Genomic DNA, 17616 nt, shown 5'->3' with positions numbered 1-17616 from the left:
GACTTTAGCGCACGGAAAAGGGCGGGACCGCAGTCCCGCCCCTTCCGAACGATCAGTTCTTGGACTTGTAGACCGGTGCCGCTCCGCCGACTGCATCCCCGACCTGGTGCACGCGGATGTCGTTGGTCGAGCCGATGATCCCGGGAGGGGACCCGGAGATCACGACGACCTTGTCGCCCTCGACGGCCAGCTTGTTGCCGAGCAGGTACTCGTCCACCTGGTGGAACATCAGGTCGGTGTGCTCCACGACGTCGACGAGCGCGGTGCGGATGCCCCACGACACGGCCAGACGACGCCGGATGCCGGGCTCGGGCGTGAACGCGAGCATCGGGATGCGCGGACGAAGGCGCGACATGCGACGCGCAGAGTCGCCGGACTGGGTGAAGACGCAGATGAACTTCGCCTCCACGAACTCCGCGACCTCCTCGCCGGCGAGCGTGATGATGCCGCCCTGCGTGCGGGGCTTGTTGCGCAGCGGCTGGATGCGCTCCAGGCCGTGCTCCTCGGTCGACTCGATGATGCGCGCCATCGTCTCCACGACGACGACGGGGTACTCCCCCACGCTCGTCTCGCCCGAGAGCATCACGGCATCGGCCCCGTCGAGCACCGCGTTCGCGACATCCGAGGTCTCGGCCCGGGTCGGAACAGGGCTCGAGATCATCGACTCCAGCATCTGCGTGGCGACGATCACCGGCTTCGCCATGGCCCGTGCCAGCTCGACGGCGCGCTTCTGCACGATCGGCACGGCCTCGAGGGGCAGCTCGACGCCGAGGTCGCCGCGGGCGACCATGATGCCGTCGAACGCGTCGACGATCTCCTCGAGATTGTCGACCGCCTGCGGCTTCTCGACCTTGGCGATGACGGGGATCTTGACGCCCTCCTCGGCCATGATCTCGTGCACGCGCGTGACATCCGCGGCATCCCGCACGAACGAGAGCGCGATGATGTCGGCACCGATCCGAAGGCCCCAGCGCAGGTCCGCCTCGTCCTTCTCGCTCAGCGCGGGGACGCTGACGGCGACACCCGGCAGGTTGATGCCCTTGTTGTTCGACACCGCACCCGCGACCACGACGCGCGTGGTCACGGTGACGCCGTCGGTCTCGACGACCTCGACGCGCACCTTGCCGTCGTCGATCAGCAGGAAGTCACCGGGCTTCACGTCCTGGGGCAGGCCCTTGAAGGTGGTGCCGCAGATCTCGCGGTTGCCGACGATGTCCTCGGTGGTGATCTTGAAGATGTCGCCGACGGCGAGCTCGTACGGGCCGTCCTCGAACTTGCCGAGGCGGATCTTCGGGCCCTGCAGGTCGACCAGGACGGCGACCGCACGGCCTGAGTCCTCGGCGGCGCGACGCACGTTCGCGTAGTTCGCGTCGTGCACGGTGTAGTCGCCGTGGCTGAGATTCAGCCGCGCGACGTCCACGCCGGCGTCGATCAACGCACGCACGGTCTCATAGGTGGATGTGGCGGGGCCCAGTGTGGCGACGATCTTCGCGCGTCTCAACAGCATCTCCAGGGTAGAAGGGGGATCGGAAATATCGGCGACGTTGCCGCCGCCAGCCTACGCGGGCTGCACGCCGATCGCGACATCCGTCGGGGCCACCGGTGCGGGCAGCACCGTGGAGCCCATCAGATGACGATCCATCGCCGCGGCCGCTGCGCGGCCCTCGGCGATGGCCCAGACGATCAGCGACTGTCCGCGCCCGGCGTCTCCTGCGACGAACACACCGGGGACGGTCGACTGGTAATCGGCGTCTCGACGAAGGGTACCGCGTTCGGTCTGCACCGGCGAGGCACCCCCGCGAATGTGTCGGTCTCGGGGCCGGTGAAGCCCATCGCGATCAGCACCAGGTCCGCGGGGATCTCGCGCTCGGTGCCGCTGCGCGGGATGCGACGGCCGTCGACGTACTCGGTCTCGGCCACGCGCAGCGCCCGCACCCGGCCCGCATCGTCGGTGAGGAACTCCACGGTCGAGGCGAGGTAGACGCGCTCTCCGCCCTCCTCGTGCGCGGAGGACACCTCGAACAGCGTCGGCATCATCGGCCACGGCTGGTGGTCGGGACGAGCGTCGGCGGGCTGGCGCCCGATCGCGAGGTTCGTGACGCTCAGCGCGCCCTGTCGGTGCGCGGTCCCGATGCAGTCCGCGCCGGTGTCGCCGCCGCCGATGACGATGACGTGCCGCCCCTCGGCAGTGATCTGCCCGGGGACCTCGTCCCCGCGGTCGCCTTGTTCGACTGCACGAGGTACTCCATCGCGAAGTGCACGCCGTCGGCGTCACGACCCGGGATCGGCAGTTCCCGTCGGAACCGTGGCGCCGGTCGCGACGAGCACGGCGTCGTAGCGGGCGCGCAGCTCGTCCCAGCCGATGTCGGTGCCCACCTCGACTCCGGCCCGGAAACGCGTGCCCTCCTCCTCCATCTGACGGAGGCGCGCGTCGACATGCTGCTTCTCCATCTTGAAGTCCGGGATGCCGTAGCGCAGCAGGCCGCCGATGCGGTCGTCCCGCTCGTACACGACGACGGTGTGCCCGGCCCTGGTGAGCTGCTGAGCGGCGGCGAGTCCGGCGGGCCCGGAGCCGATCACGGCGACGGTCTTGCCGGTCAGGCGGGCCGGCGGCTGCGGCTGCACCCAGCCGCTGTCGAAGGCCTGGTCGGCGATCGACTGCTCGATCCGCTTGATCGTCACGGCGGGCTGGTTGATGCTCAGCACGCAGGCGCTCTCGCAGGGCGCGGGGCAGAGCCGCCCGGTCCACTCCGGGAAGTTGTTCGTGGCATGCAGCCGCTCGATCGCGGTGCGGTCCTCTCCGCGCCAGGTGAGGTCGTTCCACTCCGGGATGAGGTTGCCCAGCGGGCACCCGGAGTGGCAGAACGGCACGCCGCAGTCCATGCAGCGACTCGCCTGCCGGCGCAGCACGGCGCTGTCGCCCTTCTCGTAGACCTCTTTCCAGTCCATGATGCGCACCGGCACGGGGCGCCGAGCGGGCAGCTCCCGCTCGGTCACCTTGAGAAAGCCCTTGGGATCAGCCACCGGTCACCTCCAGGATCCGGTGCCAGACGGTGTCGCCGTCGGGATCGATGCCCGCCTGCTCCGCCTCCTGGCGTACGCTCTGCACCGCCGCGAAGTCGCGCGGCAGCACCTTGGTGAATTCGTCCGCGGCGGCGTCGAAGCCGTCGAGGATGCTCTGCGCGATCGGCGAGGCCGTGCGCTCGATGTGCTCGACCAGCAGTCCGCGCAGCAGCTCCAGGTCCGCCCGGTCGAGCGGCTCGAGCCGGAGCTCGCCGCTCTGCAGCGACTGTGCGTTGACCTGCGCGGTGTCCAGGCGGTGCACGTAGGCCACGCCCCCCGACATCCCCGCGCCGAGGTTGCGGCCTGTGGGACCGAGGATGACGGCGGTTCCGCCTGTCATGTACTCCAGTGCATGATCGCCGACGCCCTCGACGACGGCGGTCGCCCCGGAGTTGCGCACCAGGAACCGCTCCCCGACCACGCCGGAGATGAACATCGTTCCCGCTGTCGCGCCGTAGCCGATCACATTGCCGGCGATCACGTTGCTGTGCGGCTCGAACCTCGCGCCTCGTGGCGGACGGATCGTGATGTCGCCGCCGGAGAGTCCCTTGCCGACGTAGTCGTTCGCGTCACCCTCGAGACGCAGGGCGATGCCCGAGGGCAGGAACGCACCGAGCGACTGCCCTGCGGTGCCGTGCAGGGTGACGTCGATGGTCTCCTTGGCCAGGCCCTCGGCGCCGTACCTCGTGGTCACCTCGTGGCCGAGCATGGTGCCCACCGCGCGTTCGGTGTTGCGGATCGGCAGTTCGACGATCACCGGGTCGCGGTACTGCAGCGCGTCATGCGACATGCGGATCAATTCGACGTCGAAGTGCTTGTCGAGCTCGTGGTCCTGAGACCGCCCGCTGCGGCGCGGCTCGTGGGCGGGGAACGCAGGACCCTCCAGAATCGGCGCGAGGTCGAGGCCGTCGGCCTTCCAGTGCCGGATGGCGGCATCTGTGCGCAGCAGGTCAGTGCGACCCACGATCTCCTCGATCGAATGGAAGCCCAGCTCGGCGAGCAGCTCACGCACCTCCTCGGCGATGAACTCCATGAAGTTCACGACGAACTCCGGCTTGCCGGTGAAGCGCTCCCGCAGCACCGGGTTCTGCGTCGCCACGCCCACCGGGCAGGTGTCGAGATGGCAGACACGCATCATGATGCAGCCGCTGACCACCAGCGGCGCCGTGGCGAAGCCGAACTCCTCCGCGCCGAGCAGGGCGCCGATGATGACGTCACGACCGGTCTTCAGCTGCCCGTCGACCTGCACGACGACGCGGTCGCGCATGCCGTTGAGCATGAGCGTCTGCTGCGTCTCGGCGAGGCCGAGCTCCCACGGCGTGCCGGCGTGCTTGAGCGAGTTGAGCGGGCTGGCGCCCGTTCCACCGTCGTGGCCGGAGACCAGCACCACGTCGCTGAGCGCCTTAGCGACGCCCGCGGCGACCGCTCCGATACCGGACTGGCTGACGAGCTTGGTGTGGATGCGCGCCTGCGGGTTCGCCCGCTTCAGGTCGAAGATCAGCTGCTTGAGATCCTCGATCGAGTAGATGTCGTGGTGCGGCGGCGGAGAGATGAGCCCGACACCGGGGGTGGCGTGACGCGTCCGTGCCACCCAGGGGTAGACCTTGCCCGGCGGCAGCTGACCGCCCTCGCCGGGCTTGGCGCCCTGGGCGAGTTTGATCTGGATGTCGTCGGCCTCGGCGAGGTACTGGCTGGTGACGCCGAACCGCCCGGACGCGACCTGCTTGATCGCGCTGCGGCGCTCGGGGTCGACCAGACGGTCGGGGTCCTCGCCGCCCTCGCCGGTGTTGGACTTGCCGCCGAGGCGGTTCATCGCGACGGCGAGAGTCTCGTGCGCCTCGCGGGAGATCGAGCCGTAGCTCATCGCCCCCGTCGAGAAGCGCTTCACGATCTCGGACACGGGCTCGACCTCGTCGATCGGCACCGGGGGTCGCTCCCCGTACGCAGCTCGAACAGGCCGCGCAGGGTCTTCAGCTCCTTCGCCTGATCGTCGACCCGGTGGGTGTAGTCGCGGAACACGTCGTATCGGCGCGTGCGGGTGGAGTGCTGCAGGCGGAACACCGTCTCAGGATTGAACAGGTGCGGCGAGCCGTCGCGGCGCCACTGGTACTCGCCGCCGGTCCAGAGCCGCTCGTGCGCGGTGGCAGCGGCATCCTCGGGGTAGGCGTAGTCGTGACGGGCCTGGTTCTCGGCGAACACCTCTTCGATGCCGATCCCGCCCAGGCGGGTCGTGGTGCCGGTGAAGTAGGCGTCCACGAGCTCCTGGCTGAGGCCGACCGCTTCGAAGACCTGTGCGCCGGCGTAAGACGACACCGTCGAGATGCCCATCTTGGACATGATCTTCAGCACGCCCTTGCCCAGCGCGTGGATGAGATTGTGAACCGCCTGCTCGGGCTCGAGATCTGTGATGAAGCCGGTGCGCACGAGGTGCTCGACGGTCTCCATCGCCAGATACGGGTTCACGGCGGAGGCGCCGTAGCCGATCAGCGTGGCGACGTGGTGCACCTCGCGCACGTCACCGGCCTCGACGATCAGGCCGACCTTCATGCGGTTCTCACGACGGATCAGGTGGTGGTGCACCGCCGCGACCATGAGCAGGGACGGCACCGGGGTGAGGTCCTTGTTCGAGTCGCGGTCCGAGAGGATGAGGAACTCCGCACCGGCCTCGATCGCGGCATCCGCCTCGGCGCACATCTGCTCGAGGCGCTCCGCGAGCGTGTGAGGGCCGGCATCGAAGTGGTACAGGCCCTTGATGGTCGCGGTCCAGCGACCCGGGACCACCCGGTCGATGTGGCGGATCTTGGCGAGCTCGTCGTTGTCGATCACCGGGAAGTCGAGCGTCACGCTCTGCGCGTGCTCCGGTCCCCAGCTGAGCAGGTTGCGCTCCCGGCCGAGACCGAGGCGAAGGCTGGTGACCACCTCTTCGCGGATCGCGTCCAGCGGCGGGTTCGTGACCTGCGCGAACTGCTGGGTGAAGTAGTCGAACAGCAGGCGCGGACGCTCGCTGAGCACGGCGATCGGGGTGTCCGAGCCCATCGCGCCGATCGGCTCGGCCCCGTTCTGCCCCATCGGGGTCAGCAGGATGCGCACCTCTTCCTCGGTGTAGCCGAAGGTGCGCTGGCGGCGCACGATCGACGCCGCGGGGTGGATGATGTGCTCGCGGTCGGGCAGATCCGGCAGCCGGAGCGCGCCGTCGTCCAGCCACTCGCGCCACGGATGCAGGGTGGCCAGATCGCGCTTGATCTCCTCGTCCTCGACGATGCGATGCTGAGCGGTGTCCACCACGAACATCCGGCCGGGGCGCAGCCGGCCACGGCGCTTGATGCGCTCCGGCTCGAACTCCAGCACGCCGGTCTCGGAGCCGATGACGACCAGCCCGTCGGTGGTCTCGGTCCACCGGCCTGGGCGCAGCCCGTTTCGGTCCAGAGTCGCACCGACGAGCGTGCCGTCGGTGAAGATCAGCGCGGCAGGACCGTCCCACGGCTCCATCTGGTGCGAGTGGTACTCGTAGAAGGCGCGCAGGTCGGGATCGAGATCGGCCTGCTTCTCCCATGCCTCCGGCACCATCATCATGATCGCGTGCGGCAGGCTGCGACCGGTGAGCGTGAGCAGCTCGAGCACCTCGTCGAAGGATGCCGAGTCGCTGGCTCCCGGAGTGCAGATCGGCAGCAGCGGGCGGATGTCGCCGAGCAGCTCGGACTCGAGCTGCGACTGGCGGGCACGCATCCAGTTGCGGTTGCCCCCGACGGTGTTGATCTCGCCGTTGTGAGCCAGCATGCGCAGCGGCTGCGCGAGCGGCCAGGACGGGAAGGTGTTCGTGGAATACCGCGAGTGCACGACAGCGAGCTCGGAGGCGAACCGCTCGTCCTGCAGGTCGGGGTAGAACGGCTCGAGCTGGAGGGTGGTGACCATGCCCTTGTACCCGAGCGTGCGGGCGGACAGCGAGACGAAGTAGGCGCCCAGTTCGTGTCCTGCGCGCTTCCGGAGGCGGTAGGCGATCCGGTCAAGGACGATGCCGGATGACCCGGGGCCCGACACGAAGAGCTGCTCGAAGGCGGGTCGTGCCTCGTCGGCCAGCTTGCCGAGGTTCTCGTTCGCGGTCGGCACCACGCGCCAGCCGAGCACGGTGAGGCCCTCGTCGGCGGCGATGCGCTCGATGCCGGCCTTCTGCTCGCGGCGGGCGCTCGACTCCCGAGGGAGGAACGCGAGGCCTGCGGCGTACTCGCCGACCGGAGGAAGGTCGAAGTCGGTCACCGCGCGGAGGAAGGCGTCGGGCATCTGGGTGAGGATCCCGGCTCCGTCGCCGGTTCCCGCGTCGGAGCCGATCGCACCGCGATGCTCCAGGTTGCGCAGCGCTTCCAGCGCCAGGGCGATGATGTCGTGTCCCGGTGTTCCGCGCAGCGTGGCCACCATCGCCAGCCCGCACGCGTCCTTCTCGAACGCCGGATCGTACATCCCCTGCTTCGGGGGTAGGCGCCGGAGGCGCCGTAGGGAGGCTGGAAGTACACCAGTCACCGTCCTCGTATCTCAGTTGACACTGCTCTCGGATGAGACCGGGGACGACGTTGGCCCGCTTTCAGTGCGATTTGTCCCCGTGGGGGCGAAGGTGCCTTATCGGGCGGCTTCTTCGATGCTCGGAGCCGTGCTGGTGGCGGTGGCTCCGGTGTTGATCGCTTCGGCGGGAGGCTCACTCACGTCGACGAAGGAGTCGGGGTCGTCCGATTGTACCTCAGCCTTGGGCGCGCGCCCCGGCATGTACGGCGAGGGCTCGACGCCGGGGTGACGGCGGGTCTGCACGATGATGATCACGATGCCCACGATCACGCCGATGATGGCGGCCCAGACGTTGCTGCGCAGGCCCAGGATGATCTCGCTCGGATCGATCCGGATCGATTCCCAGACGATGCGTCCGGCGCTGTACCAGATCAGGTAGAGGGCGAACAGCTTGCCCCACTGCAGACGCAGCGCCTTGCCCGCCCAGAGCAGGAAGATCACGCCGAGTCCGTTCCAGATCACCTCGTACAGGAATGTGGGGTGGAACAGGGTGCCCTCAGCGAGTCCCGGCGGGAAGGCGGGGTTGCTCTGCTCGATCTCCAGGCCCCAGGGCAGGTCGGTCGGCAGGCCGAACAGTTCGTGGTTGAACCAGTTGCCGAAGCGGCCCATGGCCTGTGCCAGCAGCATGCCCGGCGCGAGCGCGTCGGCGAAGGTCCAGAACCGGATGCCGGTCCACCTGCAGCCCAGCCATGCGCCGACGGCACCGCCGATCAGTGCCCCGAAGATGGCGATGCCGCCCTCCCAGATCGCCCAGACCGAGCCCGGCTCGAACGGGTTCCAGGTGTTCTTGCCCGGTCCGAAGTAGAAGTTCGGGTGGGTGAGGACGTGGAAGATCCGTGCGCCGATGATCGCCAACGGCACCGCGAGGATCGCGATGTCGATGACGACCCACCTCTCGGCACCGCGCCTGGTGAGGCGGTGGTTTGTCAGCAGGACCGCCGCGATGATGCCCGCGATGATGCACAGGGCGTAGTAGTGGATCGTCAGCGGTCCGACCGGGAAGCTGTTGTTCGGAGGGCTCGGGATGCTGGCGAGCACGCCGGAGAAGGTGCTGAGGGACATGAGACCGATTCTAATTGTCGAGGGAGAACTGTGCGGACGGCGTGCCCGCGACGAGGGAGCGGGTGACCTCGGCGAGGCGTTCCAGACCGCCGTCGCGGAGTGCGCGCACCAGCGCCGTGCCGACGATCGCACCGTCGGCGTACTCGGCGACGCCGTTCACCTGCCCGGCGTTCGAGATGCCGATGCCCACGCAGGCGTTGTTCGCGCCGTGCGCCTTCAGGCGCTCGACCAGGATGCGCGCGGCGCGGTCGAGCTCGGCGCGCTCACCGGTGATGCCCATCGTCGAGACCGTGTACACGAAGCCCGTCGATGACGAGACGACGAGATCGAGACGCTCGTCTGTGGAGGTCGGCGCCGCCAGGAAGACCCGATCCAGCCCGGTCCGCTCGCTCGCGGCGATCCACTCCCCTGCCGCCTCCGGCGTGACGTCGGGCGTGATGAGACCTGCGCCGCCGGCGGCGAGCAGATCGTCCGCGTAGCGGTCGACGCCGTACTGCAGCACGGGGTTCCAGTACGTCATGACGAGGACGGGAACGTCGACGGCGTCGGTGATCGCCCTCACCGCGGTGAAGAGATCGCGTATCTTGAACCCGGCGGCCAGCGCGTGCTGCGTGGCCTCCTGGATGACCAGGCCGTCCATCACGGGGTCGCTGTACGGCGGGCCGAGCTCGATGACGTCCGCACCGTTGCGCGCGAGCGTGATCGCGGCCTGGATGCTGGTCTCCAGATCGGGGTAGCCGACCGGCAGATAGCCGACGAATGCGCCGCGTCCCTCGTTGTGCGCCTTGGCTATGGCGTCCTCGACGCGGCTCACTCGGCGCTCCCCTCGTCGTAGAGATGGAAGTATCGCGCCGCGGTGTCCATGTCCTTGTCGCCTCGCCCGGAGAGGCAGACCGCGATGAGCCCGTCGGGCCCGAGCTCCCGTCCGATGCGCAGCGCGCCGGCCAGGGCGTGCGCGGACTCGATGGCGGGGATGATCCCCTCGGTGCGGCTCAGCAGCCGCAGCGCCTGCATGGCTTCGTCATCGGTCGCGGGGATGTACTCCGCCCGCCCGATGTCGGCCAGCCAGGCGTGCTCCGGTCCGACGCCCGGGTAGTCGAGCCCGGCGGAGATCGAGTGCGATTCGATGGTCTGGCCGTCCTCGTCCTGCAGAACGTAGGTCTTCGAGCCGTGCAGCACGCCGGGCCGTCCGCGCTCGATGGATGCCGCGTGCTGCGGGGTGTCGACGCCGTCGCCGGCCGCCTCGACGCCGTAGAGCTTCACCGATGCATCGTCGAGGAACGCGTCGAACATGCCGATCGCGTTGGATCCGCCGCCCACGCACGCGATGACGGCATCGGGCAGCCGTCCGGCGTCGGCCAGCAGCTGCTCGCGGGCCTCCTCGCCGATGATCTTCTGGAAGTCGCGCACCATCGCGGGGAACGGATGCGGGCCGGCCGCCGTGCCGAAGATGTAGTTGGTGGTCTCGACGCTGGCCACCCAGTCGCGGTACGCGTCGTTGATCGCGTCCTTCAGGGTGCGGGAGCCGGTCGTCACCGGCACGACCTCGGCCCCGAGCAGCCGCATCCTGGCGACGTTGAGCGCCTGCCGCTCGGTGTCGACCTCGCCCATGTATATCGTGCACTCCAGGCCGAACAGGGCCGCGGCGGTCGCCGTGGCGACGCCGTGCTGACCGGCGCCGGTCTCGGCGATCACGCGGGTCTTGCCGAGCCTCTTCGTCAACAGCGCCTGTCCGAGCACGTTGTTGATCTTGTGCGAACCGGTGTGGTTCAGGTCCTCACGCTTGAGGAAGATCCGCGCTCCCCCGGCGTGCTCCGCGAAACGGGGCACCTCGGTGAGCGCGGACGGCCGGCCCGCGTAGGAGCTCAGCAGCTGCGCGAGCTCGGCCCGGAACCCGGGGTCGGCGATCGCCGCGTGGTACGCCTCGGTGAGCTCATCGATCGCGGCGATGAGGGACTCGGGCATGTAGCGCCCGCCGAAGTCTCCGAAGAAGGGACCGGGCTGGTCGCGCAGACTCATCATCCGACCTCCAGGAAGCTGTTCAGGGTGGCGACGGGGTCGCCGGTCACGAGCGCTTCGCCGATGAGCACCACGTCGGCGCCCGCCTGACGGTAACGCGCGACGTCCGAGGGTGCGAGCACCGCGGACTCGGCGATCCTGATGGAGCCCGCAGGGATCCGATCCGCCAGACGGCCGAACAGATCGCGGTCAAGCTCCAGCGTCTTGAGATTGCGGGCGTTGATGCCGATGAGCTTCGCACCCAGGTCGATCGCCTGCTCGAGCTCCTCTCCATCGTGCGTCTCGACGAGCGGGGTCATCCCCAGCTCGAGGATGAGCGCGTAGAGCTCACGCAGAGTCTTCGCGGGCAGACCCGCGACGATGAGCAGCGCCAGGTCGGCACCCGCCGCACGGGCCTCGAGCACCTGGTAGGGCGTGGCGATGAAGTCCTTGCGCAGCACCGGCAGCGACACCCGGGCGGTGACGGCCTCGAGATCGGCGAGCGAGCCCCCGAACCGGCGTTCCTCGGTGAGCACGCTGATCGCCGAGGCGCCGCCCCGCTCGTAGAGGGCGGCCTGGTGGGCGGGATCGGGGATCTCGGCCAGGGCACCGCGTGACGGGCTGGCCCGCTTGACCTCGGCGATGATCTTCACCCGCTCGGCGGGTGCCAGTGCCGCGACAGCGTCGCGAGCGGCGGGGCGCGCGAGTGCGTCGCGCTCGACGTCGGCCAGGGGCCGGGTCAGTGCGCGACGCTCTGCATCCTCGACTGCGCCGGCCGTGAGGTCGGCGAGGACCATCAGTGCGCCTTCGGCGAGTACTTGGGCCCGTTCACCCCGTAGCCGGCCTTGGCCATCGCCCAGCCCACGATCGGGCCGATGACGATGACGACGACGGAGGCCCACACCAGAGCGGGCTGGTGGAGGCAGAAGAACAGCGTGCCGAGGGCGAAGCCCACCAGCATGATCACGACCGCGGCCCACGCGGCAGGCGAATGTCCGTGTCCAGGGTCTGCGATCGAGTTGCTCATGTTCTTCCTCCGGGGTGGTCGGCGTACGGTCAGTCTATCGGGATCAGCGGGTCGGATCGGTGCCACGCGACAGGTCGTCCCAGGAGTCGACGGCGTCGAGCGGCCCCTGAGTCGTCTCGTGCGGGGCATCGTCGGTGCGGTAGCGGCGTCCGCCGCTCTTCCAGCGCCGCGCGGTCACGGCGGTGAACACCGCGGCCGCGAGCAGCAGCACCCAGCAGCACAGCGCGATCGCCGGCCAGGCCGTCGGCGTGATCGCCGCGACGAGGTCGTGCAGCGCGTCGTCGCCCGCCAGGCCGGTCTTCTCGGCGACGACGCCGGCGACGACGGTCAGCGGCGGTGCGGTCACCAGCGGAAGCGTGGCGATCCCGAGCACGACGGCTGCCCCGGCCGCCAGGGCGGCGAAGATGTAGCGGAGTACGGATCCGACGATCGAGAGCGCCGCGCCGAGTGCGAGCACCGCGAGCGACAGGGGGCCAGCAGAGCGACGGCGTCGGAGCCTGCCACGAGGATCGGCTCCGAGCCGTCGACGCGGGTCACGGTGAGCCAGGTCTGGGTGGCCGAGATCACGCCGATTCCTCCGGCGAGCAGGAAGCCCAGCACGGCGATGAGGCGGCCACGGGCACTCACGCCTGCTCGCCTCCGATCACGGCGTCGAGGTCCCTGCCGTCGAAGCACGTGCGCGTCCCTGTGTGGCACGCCGCGCCGGTCTGGTCCACCTGCAGCAGTATCGTGTCGCCGTCGCAGTCGATCTGCGCGCCGCGCACGATCTGGATGTTGCCCGAGGTGTCGCCCTTGCGCCAGTACTCCCGGCGCGAGCGCGACCAGTACGTGACCCGTCCCGTGGTGAGCGTTCGTCGCAGCGCCTCGGCATCCACCCAGGCGAGCATGAGCACCTCGCGCGTGTCCCACTGCTGCACGATCACCGGGGCGAGCCCGTCGGCGTTCCACGCCACGTTCGCGACCTGCTCGTCGACGCTCACCGGACCACCACGCCCTCGTCGCGGAGCGCGTCCTTGACCTGGCCGACCGTGAGCAGTCCGCTGTGGAACACGCTCGCGGCGAGCACGGCATCCGCACCCGCGGCGATCGCGGGCGGGAAATCGAACACCCGGCCCGCGCCGCCGGAGGCGATCACCGGCACCGAGGCGACCTCGCGCATCAGCCGGATCAGCTCCAGGTCGAATCCGTCCCTGGTGCCGTCGGCGTCGATCGAGTTGACCAGCAGCTCGCCGGCACCGCGTTCGGTGGCCTCCCGGGCCCAGACCGCAGCATCCAGCGTCGTCTCGGTGCGGCCGCCGTGCGTCGTGACGACGAATCCCGAGGGCGTGCCGCCGGCGCGCTTGACGTCGAGGAGAGCACCAGCACCTGCGCGCCGAAGCGATCGGCGATCTCGTCGACCAGATCGGGGCGCGCGATCGCGGCGGAGTTCACGCCGACCTTGTCGGCGCCGACACCGAGCAGGCGGGCGACGTCCTCCGTGCTGCGCACGCCGCCTCCGACCGTGAGCGGCACGAACACCTGCTCGGCGGTGCGCTGCACGACGTCGTAGGTCGTGGCACGGGCATCCACGGTCGCGGTGACGTCGAGGAAGGTGATCTCGTCGGCGCCCTGCGCGGCGTAGTGCGCCGCCAGCTCGACGGGGTCGCCCATATCGCGCAGGTTCTGGAAGTTGACGCCCTTCACGACGCGGCCGGCGGCGACGTCCAGGCAGGGGATGACGCGGGAGGCGAGTGCCATCAGAGCCTCGCTGCGTGGATCGCGGTGACGAGGATCGCCCGCGCGCCCAGTGCGTACAGGTCGTCCATCACCTGGTTCATGCCCTTGCGCGGGATCATCACGCGCACCGCCACCCACTCCGGGTCGCGCAGCGGGGAGATCGTCGGGGATTCGCGCCCGCCGGCGATGGCCGTCGCCTGATCCACCAGGCTCGCAGGGAGGTCGTAGTCCAGGAGCACGTAGCGACGGGCCACCATGACGCCGCGCAGACGGCGCAGCAGGCGCGACGTGCCGGGAACCTCGCCCGGTCTGCTGATCAGGACAGCCTCGGACTCGATGATCACCGGCCCGAAGATCTCCAGACCCGCCTGCCGCAGCGTCGTGCCCGTCTCCACCACGTCGGCGATCACATCCGCGACGCCGAGCCTGACGGCCGACTCCACAGCGCCGTCGAGCGGGACGAGGACGGCGTTCACGCCCTGCTCGCGCAGGAAGTCGTCGACCAGGCCCGGATAGGCGGATGCCACGCGCACACCCTCGAGGTCCTGAACGGTCGAGTACTTCCCGGGCGGCGCGGCGAAGCGGAACGTCGAGCGGGCGAAACCGAGCTGCTCGATCTCACGGGCGTCATCCTGTCGCACGTCGCGCAGCAGGTCGCGTCCGGTGATCCCCACGTCGAGGGCGCCGGATGCGACGTAGGTCGCGATGTCACGGGGACGGAGGTAGAAGAACTCGACGTCGCTGTCGGCGTCGATGACGTGCAGGGTCTTCGGGTCACGACGGCCGGTGTAGCCGGCCTCCGCGAGCATCTCGGCTGCTGTCTCGGACAGCGAGCCCTTGTTCGGAACGGCGATGCGGAGCATGGGGATCCTTCGAGTCGAACGGGTCTGTTTCGGACGCGCTCAGAGATGTCGGTAGACGTCCTCGAGGTCAAGGCCCTTGGCCAGCATCATCACCTGCAGGTGGTACAGCAGCTGCGAGATCTCCTCGGCAGCGTCGTCCTTCGACTCGTACTCGGCGGCCATCCACACCTCGGCGGCCTCCTCGACGACCTTCTTGCCGATGGCGTGCACGCCACGGTCGAGCTGCGCGACCGTCCCCGATCCTTCGGGGCGGGTCCGCGCCGTCTCGGTCAGCTCGGCGAACAGCTCGTCGAAAGTCTTCACGATTCCAGACTAGCCGTGCGTGCCCGGTCCCGAAGACCTGTGACGGCCGCCTCGACGTCGTCGGCGCCGTACACCGCCGAACCCGCGACGAACGTGTCGGCCCCGGCTTCGGCGGCCTGCCCGATGGTGTCGAAGGAGATGCCCCCGTCGACCTGCAGCCACACGTCGGCGCCCCGGCGCGTCGCCTCCTCTCGGAGTGCACGGAGCTTGGGCATGGTCTCGGGCATGAAGCCCTGGCCGCCGAAGCCCGGCTCGACGGTCATCACCAGGATCTGATCGAACTCGTCGAGAATGTCGTACAGCGGCTCCCCCGCCGTGCCGGGCTTGATCGCGACGCCGGCGCGAGCACCGATCTGCCGCAGCCGGCGCGCGAGCGCCACAGGGTCGTCAGCCGCCTCGAGGTGGAACGTCACGCTCGCCGCGCCGAGCTCGGCGTAGCCAGGGGCCCAGCGCTCGGGGTCGGTGATCATCAGGTGCACGTCGAGCGGGATCGGGCTGGTCTCCTGGATGCGCTCCACCATCTGCGGCCCGAAGGTCAGATTCGGCACGAAGTGGTTGTCCATCACGTCGACGTGTGCGAAGTCGGCACTGGCGATGCGGGCCAGTTCGGACTGCATGTTGACGAAGTCGGCGGCGAGGATGCTCGGATTGATGCGCGGATTCATCGGCTCTCTCCTTCGGGAAGGCGCTGCAGCAGCGCGAGGAACATCGCGTCGGTGCCATGGCGGTGCGGCCACAGCTGCACGCGCCCGCTGCCGTCGCTCGGCAGGTCGATCGGCGAGCGGGAGACGTCGGAGAGGATCGCGCGGGCGTCGATCTCCACAAGTTCGGCACTGTCGCGCAGCACCTCCGAGACCACGCCGGTGGTCTCCGCGAGGTGCGGCGAGCAGGTCACGTAGGCGACGATTCCACCCGGGGCGAGTGCGGAGACCGCAGCGGTGAGAAGCTCGGTCTGCAGAGCGACCAGCTCAGCGACATCCGCCGGCGTCTTGCGCCAGCGCGCCTCCGGCCGGCGACGCAGCGCACCGAGACCGGTGCACGGTGCGTCGACGAGGATGCGATCGAACGCATCGGGGCGGGATGCCGCGAGAATGCGGCCGTCCTGCTCATGGACCACGACGTCTCCGGGTACCGCGCGCAGCGCGCTGCGGACCAGCCCGGCACGAGCCGGCACGATCTCGTTGGCCTCGAGGACCGCACCGCGCTCCTGGGCGATCGCCGCCAGGAGCGCGGTCTTGCCGCCCGGGCCCGCGCACAGATCGAGCCAACGTTCCCCCTCGACGACCGGGCGCACCGCTGCCAGGGCCAGTGCGACGAGCTGCGAGCCCTCGTCCTGCACCCGGACAGTGCCCTTCGCCTCCGCCACGATGCGATGGGGGTCGCCCCCGGGGGACCCGTACGCGGTCGGCGCGTACGGGCGGCGCGGTTCGCCCGGATCGGCCAGACCGGGCAGTGCGGCCAGTGTCACCTCGGGCGAGGCGTTGTCGGCGGCGAGAAGCTCGTCGAGCTCGTCCGCCCGGCCCTCAGCGGCGAGGGCGCGCCGAAGTGCCCGGATGATCCACACCGGGTGCGAGGTGCGCAGCGCGAGCCGTTCGTCGTCGGAGCGCGCGGCATCCTCGATCGCCCGCTGCCAGGCGCCGGGGGTGTCCCGGCCGATGCGGCGGAGCACCGCGTTGGCGAAGCCCGCCGCCCCTCTCCCCTGCTCCGAGGCGACCAGATTCACCGACTCGTTCACCGCCGCGTGCCCGGCGACGCGGGTGGACAGCAGCTGATGCGCGCCGAGACGGAGCGCGTCGAGCACGGCCGGGTCGATCTCGGACGCGGGACGGCCGGCTGCGGCGGCGATGATCGCGTCGTAGGTCCCCCGGCGCCGCAGCGTGCCGTATGTGAGTTCGGTGGCGAGTGCGGCGTCCTTCTGATCGAGGCCCGCCTCGGCGATGCTGCTCGGCAGCAGCAGATTCGCGTAGGCGTCCGACTGGGTGACCGCGCGCAGCACCCCGTACGCGACGGCGCGGGCGGGCTGCACGGTTCGGTCGGCACCGCGACGGTCGGCGGACCGCTGCGGCCTGCGGCCGCGCTGCGGACGGCGCTCCTGGCCGCTCATGCGCCCGCTCGCAGAGTCTCGTCGCGCTGACCGCGCCACCAGTCCGCGGCGGGCATCGCCCCCTTGCCCGCGGGCTGCACGCGGGTCACGGCGAGCGGTGCCGTCTCGGTGCCGATCAGGATGCGACGCTTCTCGCCTGCGATCCGCCCGGGTTCCAGCGGCTCCGCATCCGGCGCCGGCACCGCCTCGAGGATCTTGAGCCGGGCGCCCGCGACCTCGGTGTGTGCGCCCGGCTCCGGCGTGATGCCGCGGAATCGCGCATAGACCTCCTCGAGCGGCCGTGCCCAGTCCAGCCGGCCGTCGTCGAGGACGAGTTTGGGCGCGAAGGTCGGCTCGCCGTACTGCGGGACCGCCTCAGCCCTTCCCGCGGCGATTCCCGCCACGACCTCGGCCGTGAGGGCGGCACCGTCCGCGGCGAGGATCTGCAGCGCATCGCCTGCCGTGGTGTGCGCCGGCAGCTCCACAGCGCGCATGCCGTACACGTCGCCGGCATCCAGCTCGGGGACGAGACGGAACACGCTCACTCCGATCTCCTCGTCACCCGCGATCAGCGCGCGCTGCACCGGGGCGGCGCCGCGCCAGCGCGGCAGCAGCGAGAAGTGCAGGTTGATCCAGCCGTGCTCCGGAGCGGAGAGCAGCGGCTCGCGGACGAGGCCGCCGAACGCGACGATCACACCGAGCTGCGGCCGCAGCTCCGTGATCGCGGCGGTCGCCTCGGCGTCCAGCCGAGCAGCCTTGATCACGGGGATGCCGAGTTCCTCAGCGGCCTGGGCCACCAGCGACGGCGTCAGCACGCGACGGCGCCCGAGCGGTGCGTCGGGGCGCGTGACGACCGCCACGATGTCGTGCAGCGGGGCGAGTGCCCGCAGTGCGGGGACCGCCGCTTCGGGGGTGCCGGCGAAGACGAGGCGCATGAAGGTGCTCCG

Annotated in this window: 13 protein-coding genes and 3 pseudogenes; all 16 read right to left on the bottom strand. The window is 70.0% G+C overall.

Features of this window, described 5'->3' with window-relative positions; translation table 11 throughout:
• Window positions 1-52 precede the first annotated feature (52 nt).
• The 16 genes and pseudogenes from pyk to fmt all read right to left on the bottom strand — a co-directional run bounded on the left by pyk (window position 53) and on the right by fmt (window position 17604).
• Complete coding sequence (gene pyk / locus L2X99_RS05430; protein ID WP_236135911.1) at window positions 53-1501, bottom strand: pyruvate kinase; 1449 nt, start codon at window positions 1499-1501, stop codon at window positions 53-55.
• Window positions 1502-1558: 57 nt separating this feature from the next.
• Window positions 1559-3024 (bottom strand): annotated as a pseudogene (locus L2X99_RS05425) (glutamate synthase subunit beta).
• Window positions 3017-7518: pseudogene (gene gltB / locus L2X99_RS05420) on the bottom strand (glutamate synthase large subunit). The pseudogenes L2X99_RS05425 and gltB overlap by 8 nt, the downstream one beginning before the upstream one ends.
• Window positions 7519-7674: 156 nt before the next feature.
• Entirely contained in the window at window positions 7675-8679 is a 1005-nt protein-coding gene (gene lgt / locus L2X99_RS05415) for a prolipoprotein diacylglyceryl transferase (RefSeq protein ID WP_236124671.1), read from the bottom strand.
• 10 nt (window positions 8680-8689) lie between these two features.
• On the bottom strand, window positions 8690-9493 hold the full coding sequence (gene trpA, locus L2X99_RS05410; RefSeq protein ID WP_236124672.1) for a tryptophan synthase subunit alpha: 804 nt from the start codon (window positions 9491-9493) through the stop codon (window positions 8690-8692).
• Window positions 9490-10698 carry a tryptophan synthase subunit beta gene (trpB, locus tag L2X99_RS05405; RefSeq protein ID WP_236135910.1) on the bottom strand — a complete coding sequence of 403 codons (1209 nt, stop codon included), beginning with the start codon at window positions 10696-10698 and terminating at the stop codon, window positions 9490-9492. The genes trpA and trpB overlap by 4 nt, the downstream gene beginning before the upstream one ends.
• Window positions 10698-11474 carry an indole-3-glycerol phosphate synthase TrpC gene (gene trpC / locus L2X99_RS05400; RefSeq protein WP_236124673.1) on the bottom strand — a complete coding sequence of 259 codons (777 nt, stop codon included), beginning with the start codon at window positions 11472-11474 and terminating at the stop codon, window positions 10698-10700. The genes trpB and trpC overlap by 1 nt, the downstream gene beginning before the upstream one ends.
• A complete protein-coding gene (locus L2X99_RS05395; RefSeq protein ID WP_236124674.1) occupies window positions 11474-11704 on the bottom strand; it encodes a DUF6704 family protein in 231 nt (76 codons plus the stop codon). The genes trpC and L2X99_RS05395 overlap by 1 nt, the downstream gene beginning before the upstream one ends.
• Before the next feature lie 43 nt (window positions 11705-11747).
• Complete coding sequence (locus L2X99_RS05390) at window positions 11748-12161, bottom strand: Trp biosynthesis-associated membrane protein (RefSeq protein ID WP_236124675.1); 414 nt, start codon at window positions 12159-12161, stop codon at window positions 11748-11750.
• 166 nt (window positions 12162-12327) lie between these two features.
• Entirely contained in the window at window positions 12328-12684 is a 357-nt protein-coding gene (gene hisI, locus L2X99_RS05385) for a phosphoribosyl-AMP cyclohydrolase (protein WP_236124676.1), read from the bottom strand.
• Window positions 12681-13441: pseudogene (gene hisF / locus L2X99_RS05380) on the bottom strand (imidazole glycerol phosphate synthase subunit HisF). Before hisF ends, hisI begins: the two are co-directional and overlap by 4 nt.
• On the bottom strand, window positions 13441-14283 hold the full coding sequence (gene hisG, locus L2X99_RS05375; RefSeq protein WP_236124677.1) for an ATP phosphoribosyltransferase: 843 nt from the start codon (window positions 14281-14283) through the stop codon (window positions 13441-13443). Before hisG ends, hisF begins: the two are co-directional and overlap by 1 nt.
• Window positions 14284-14322: 39 nt before the next feature.
• Window positions 14323-14586, bottom strand: coding sequence for a phosphoribosyl-ATP diphosphatase (locus tag L2X99_RS05370; protein ID WP_236124678.1), 264 nt, complete (start codon window positions 14584-14586; stop codon window positions 14323-14325).
• Window positions 14583-15251 carry a ribulose-phosphate 3-epimerase gene (rpe, locus tag L2X99_RS05365; RefSeq protein ID WP_236124679.1) on the bottom strand — a complete coding sequence of 223 codons (669 nt, stop codon included), beginning with the start codon at window positions 15249-15251 and terminating at the stop codon, window positions 14583-14585. The genes L2X99_RS05370 and rpe overlap by 4 nt, the downstream gene beginning before the upstream one ends.
• Complete coding sequence (locus L2X99_RS05360) at window positions 15248-16690, bottom strand: RsmB/NOP family class I SAM-dependent RNA methyltransferase (RefSeq protein WP_236135724.1); 1443 nt, start codon at window positions 16688-16690, stop codon at window positions 15248-15250. Before L2X99_RS05360 ends, rpe begins: the two co-directional genes overlap by 4 nt.
• A complete protein-coding gene (fmt, locus tag L2X99_RS05355; RefSeq protein ID WP_236124680.1) occupies window positions 16687-17604 on the bottom strand; it encodes a methionyl-tRNA formyltransferase in 918 nt (305 codons plus the stop codon). The genes L2X99_RS05360 and fmt overlap by 4 nt, the downstream gene beginning before the upstream one ends.
• Window positions 17605-17616: the final 12 nt, after the last annotated feature.

This window comes from Microbacterium sp. KUDC0406 (assembly GCF_021582875.1).
In the GTDB taxonomy this organism is placed as follows: domain Bacteria; phylum Actinomycetota; class Actinomycetes; order Actinomycetales; family Microbacteriaceae; genus Microbacterium.
This window is presented reverse-complemented; position numbering and strand designations above follow the sequence as displayed.

Coding starts and splice junctions, on each gene's coding strand:
- fmt (WP_236124680.1), bottom strand. CDS start 17,604: ATGCGCCTCGTCTTCGCCGGCACCCCCGAAGCGGCGGTCCCCGCACTG.
- L2X99_RS05395 (WP_236124674.1), bottom strand. CDS start 11,704: ATGAGCAACTCGATCGCAGACCCTGGACACGGACATTCGCCTGCCGCG.
- trpC (WP_236124673.1), bottom strand. CDS start 11,474: ATGGTCCTCGCCGACCTCACGGCCGGCGCAGTCGAGGATGCAGAGCGT.
- L2X99_RS05360 (WP_236135724.1), bottom strand. CDS start 16,690: ATGAGCGGCCAGGAGCGCCGTCCGCAGCGCGGCCGCAGGCCGCAGCGG.
- trpB (WP_236135910.1), bottom strand. CDS start 10,698: ATGAGTCTGCGCGACCAGCCCGGTCCCTTCTTCGGAGACTTCGGCGGG.
- rpe (WP_236124679.1), bottom strand. CDS start 15,251: ATGAATCCGCGCATCAATCCGAGCATCCTCGCCGCCGACTTCGTCAAC.
- hisG (WP_236124677.1), bottom strand. CDS start 14,283: ATGCTCCGCATCGCCGTTCCGAACAAGGGCTCGCTGTCCGAGACAGCA.
- lgt (WP_236124671.1), bottom strand. CDS start 8,679: ATGTCCCTCAGCACCTTCTCCGGCGTGCTCGCCAGCATCCCGAGCCCT.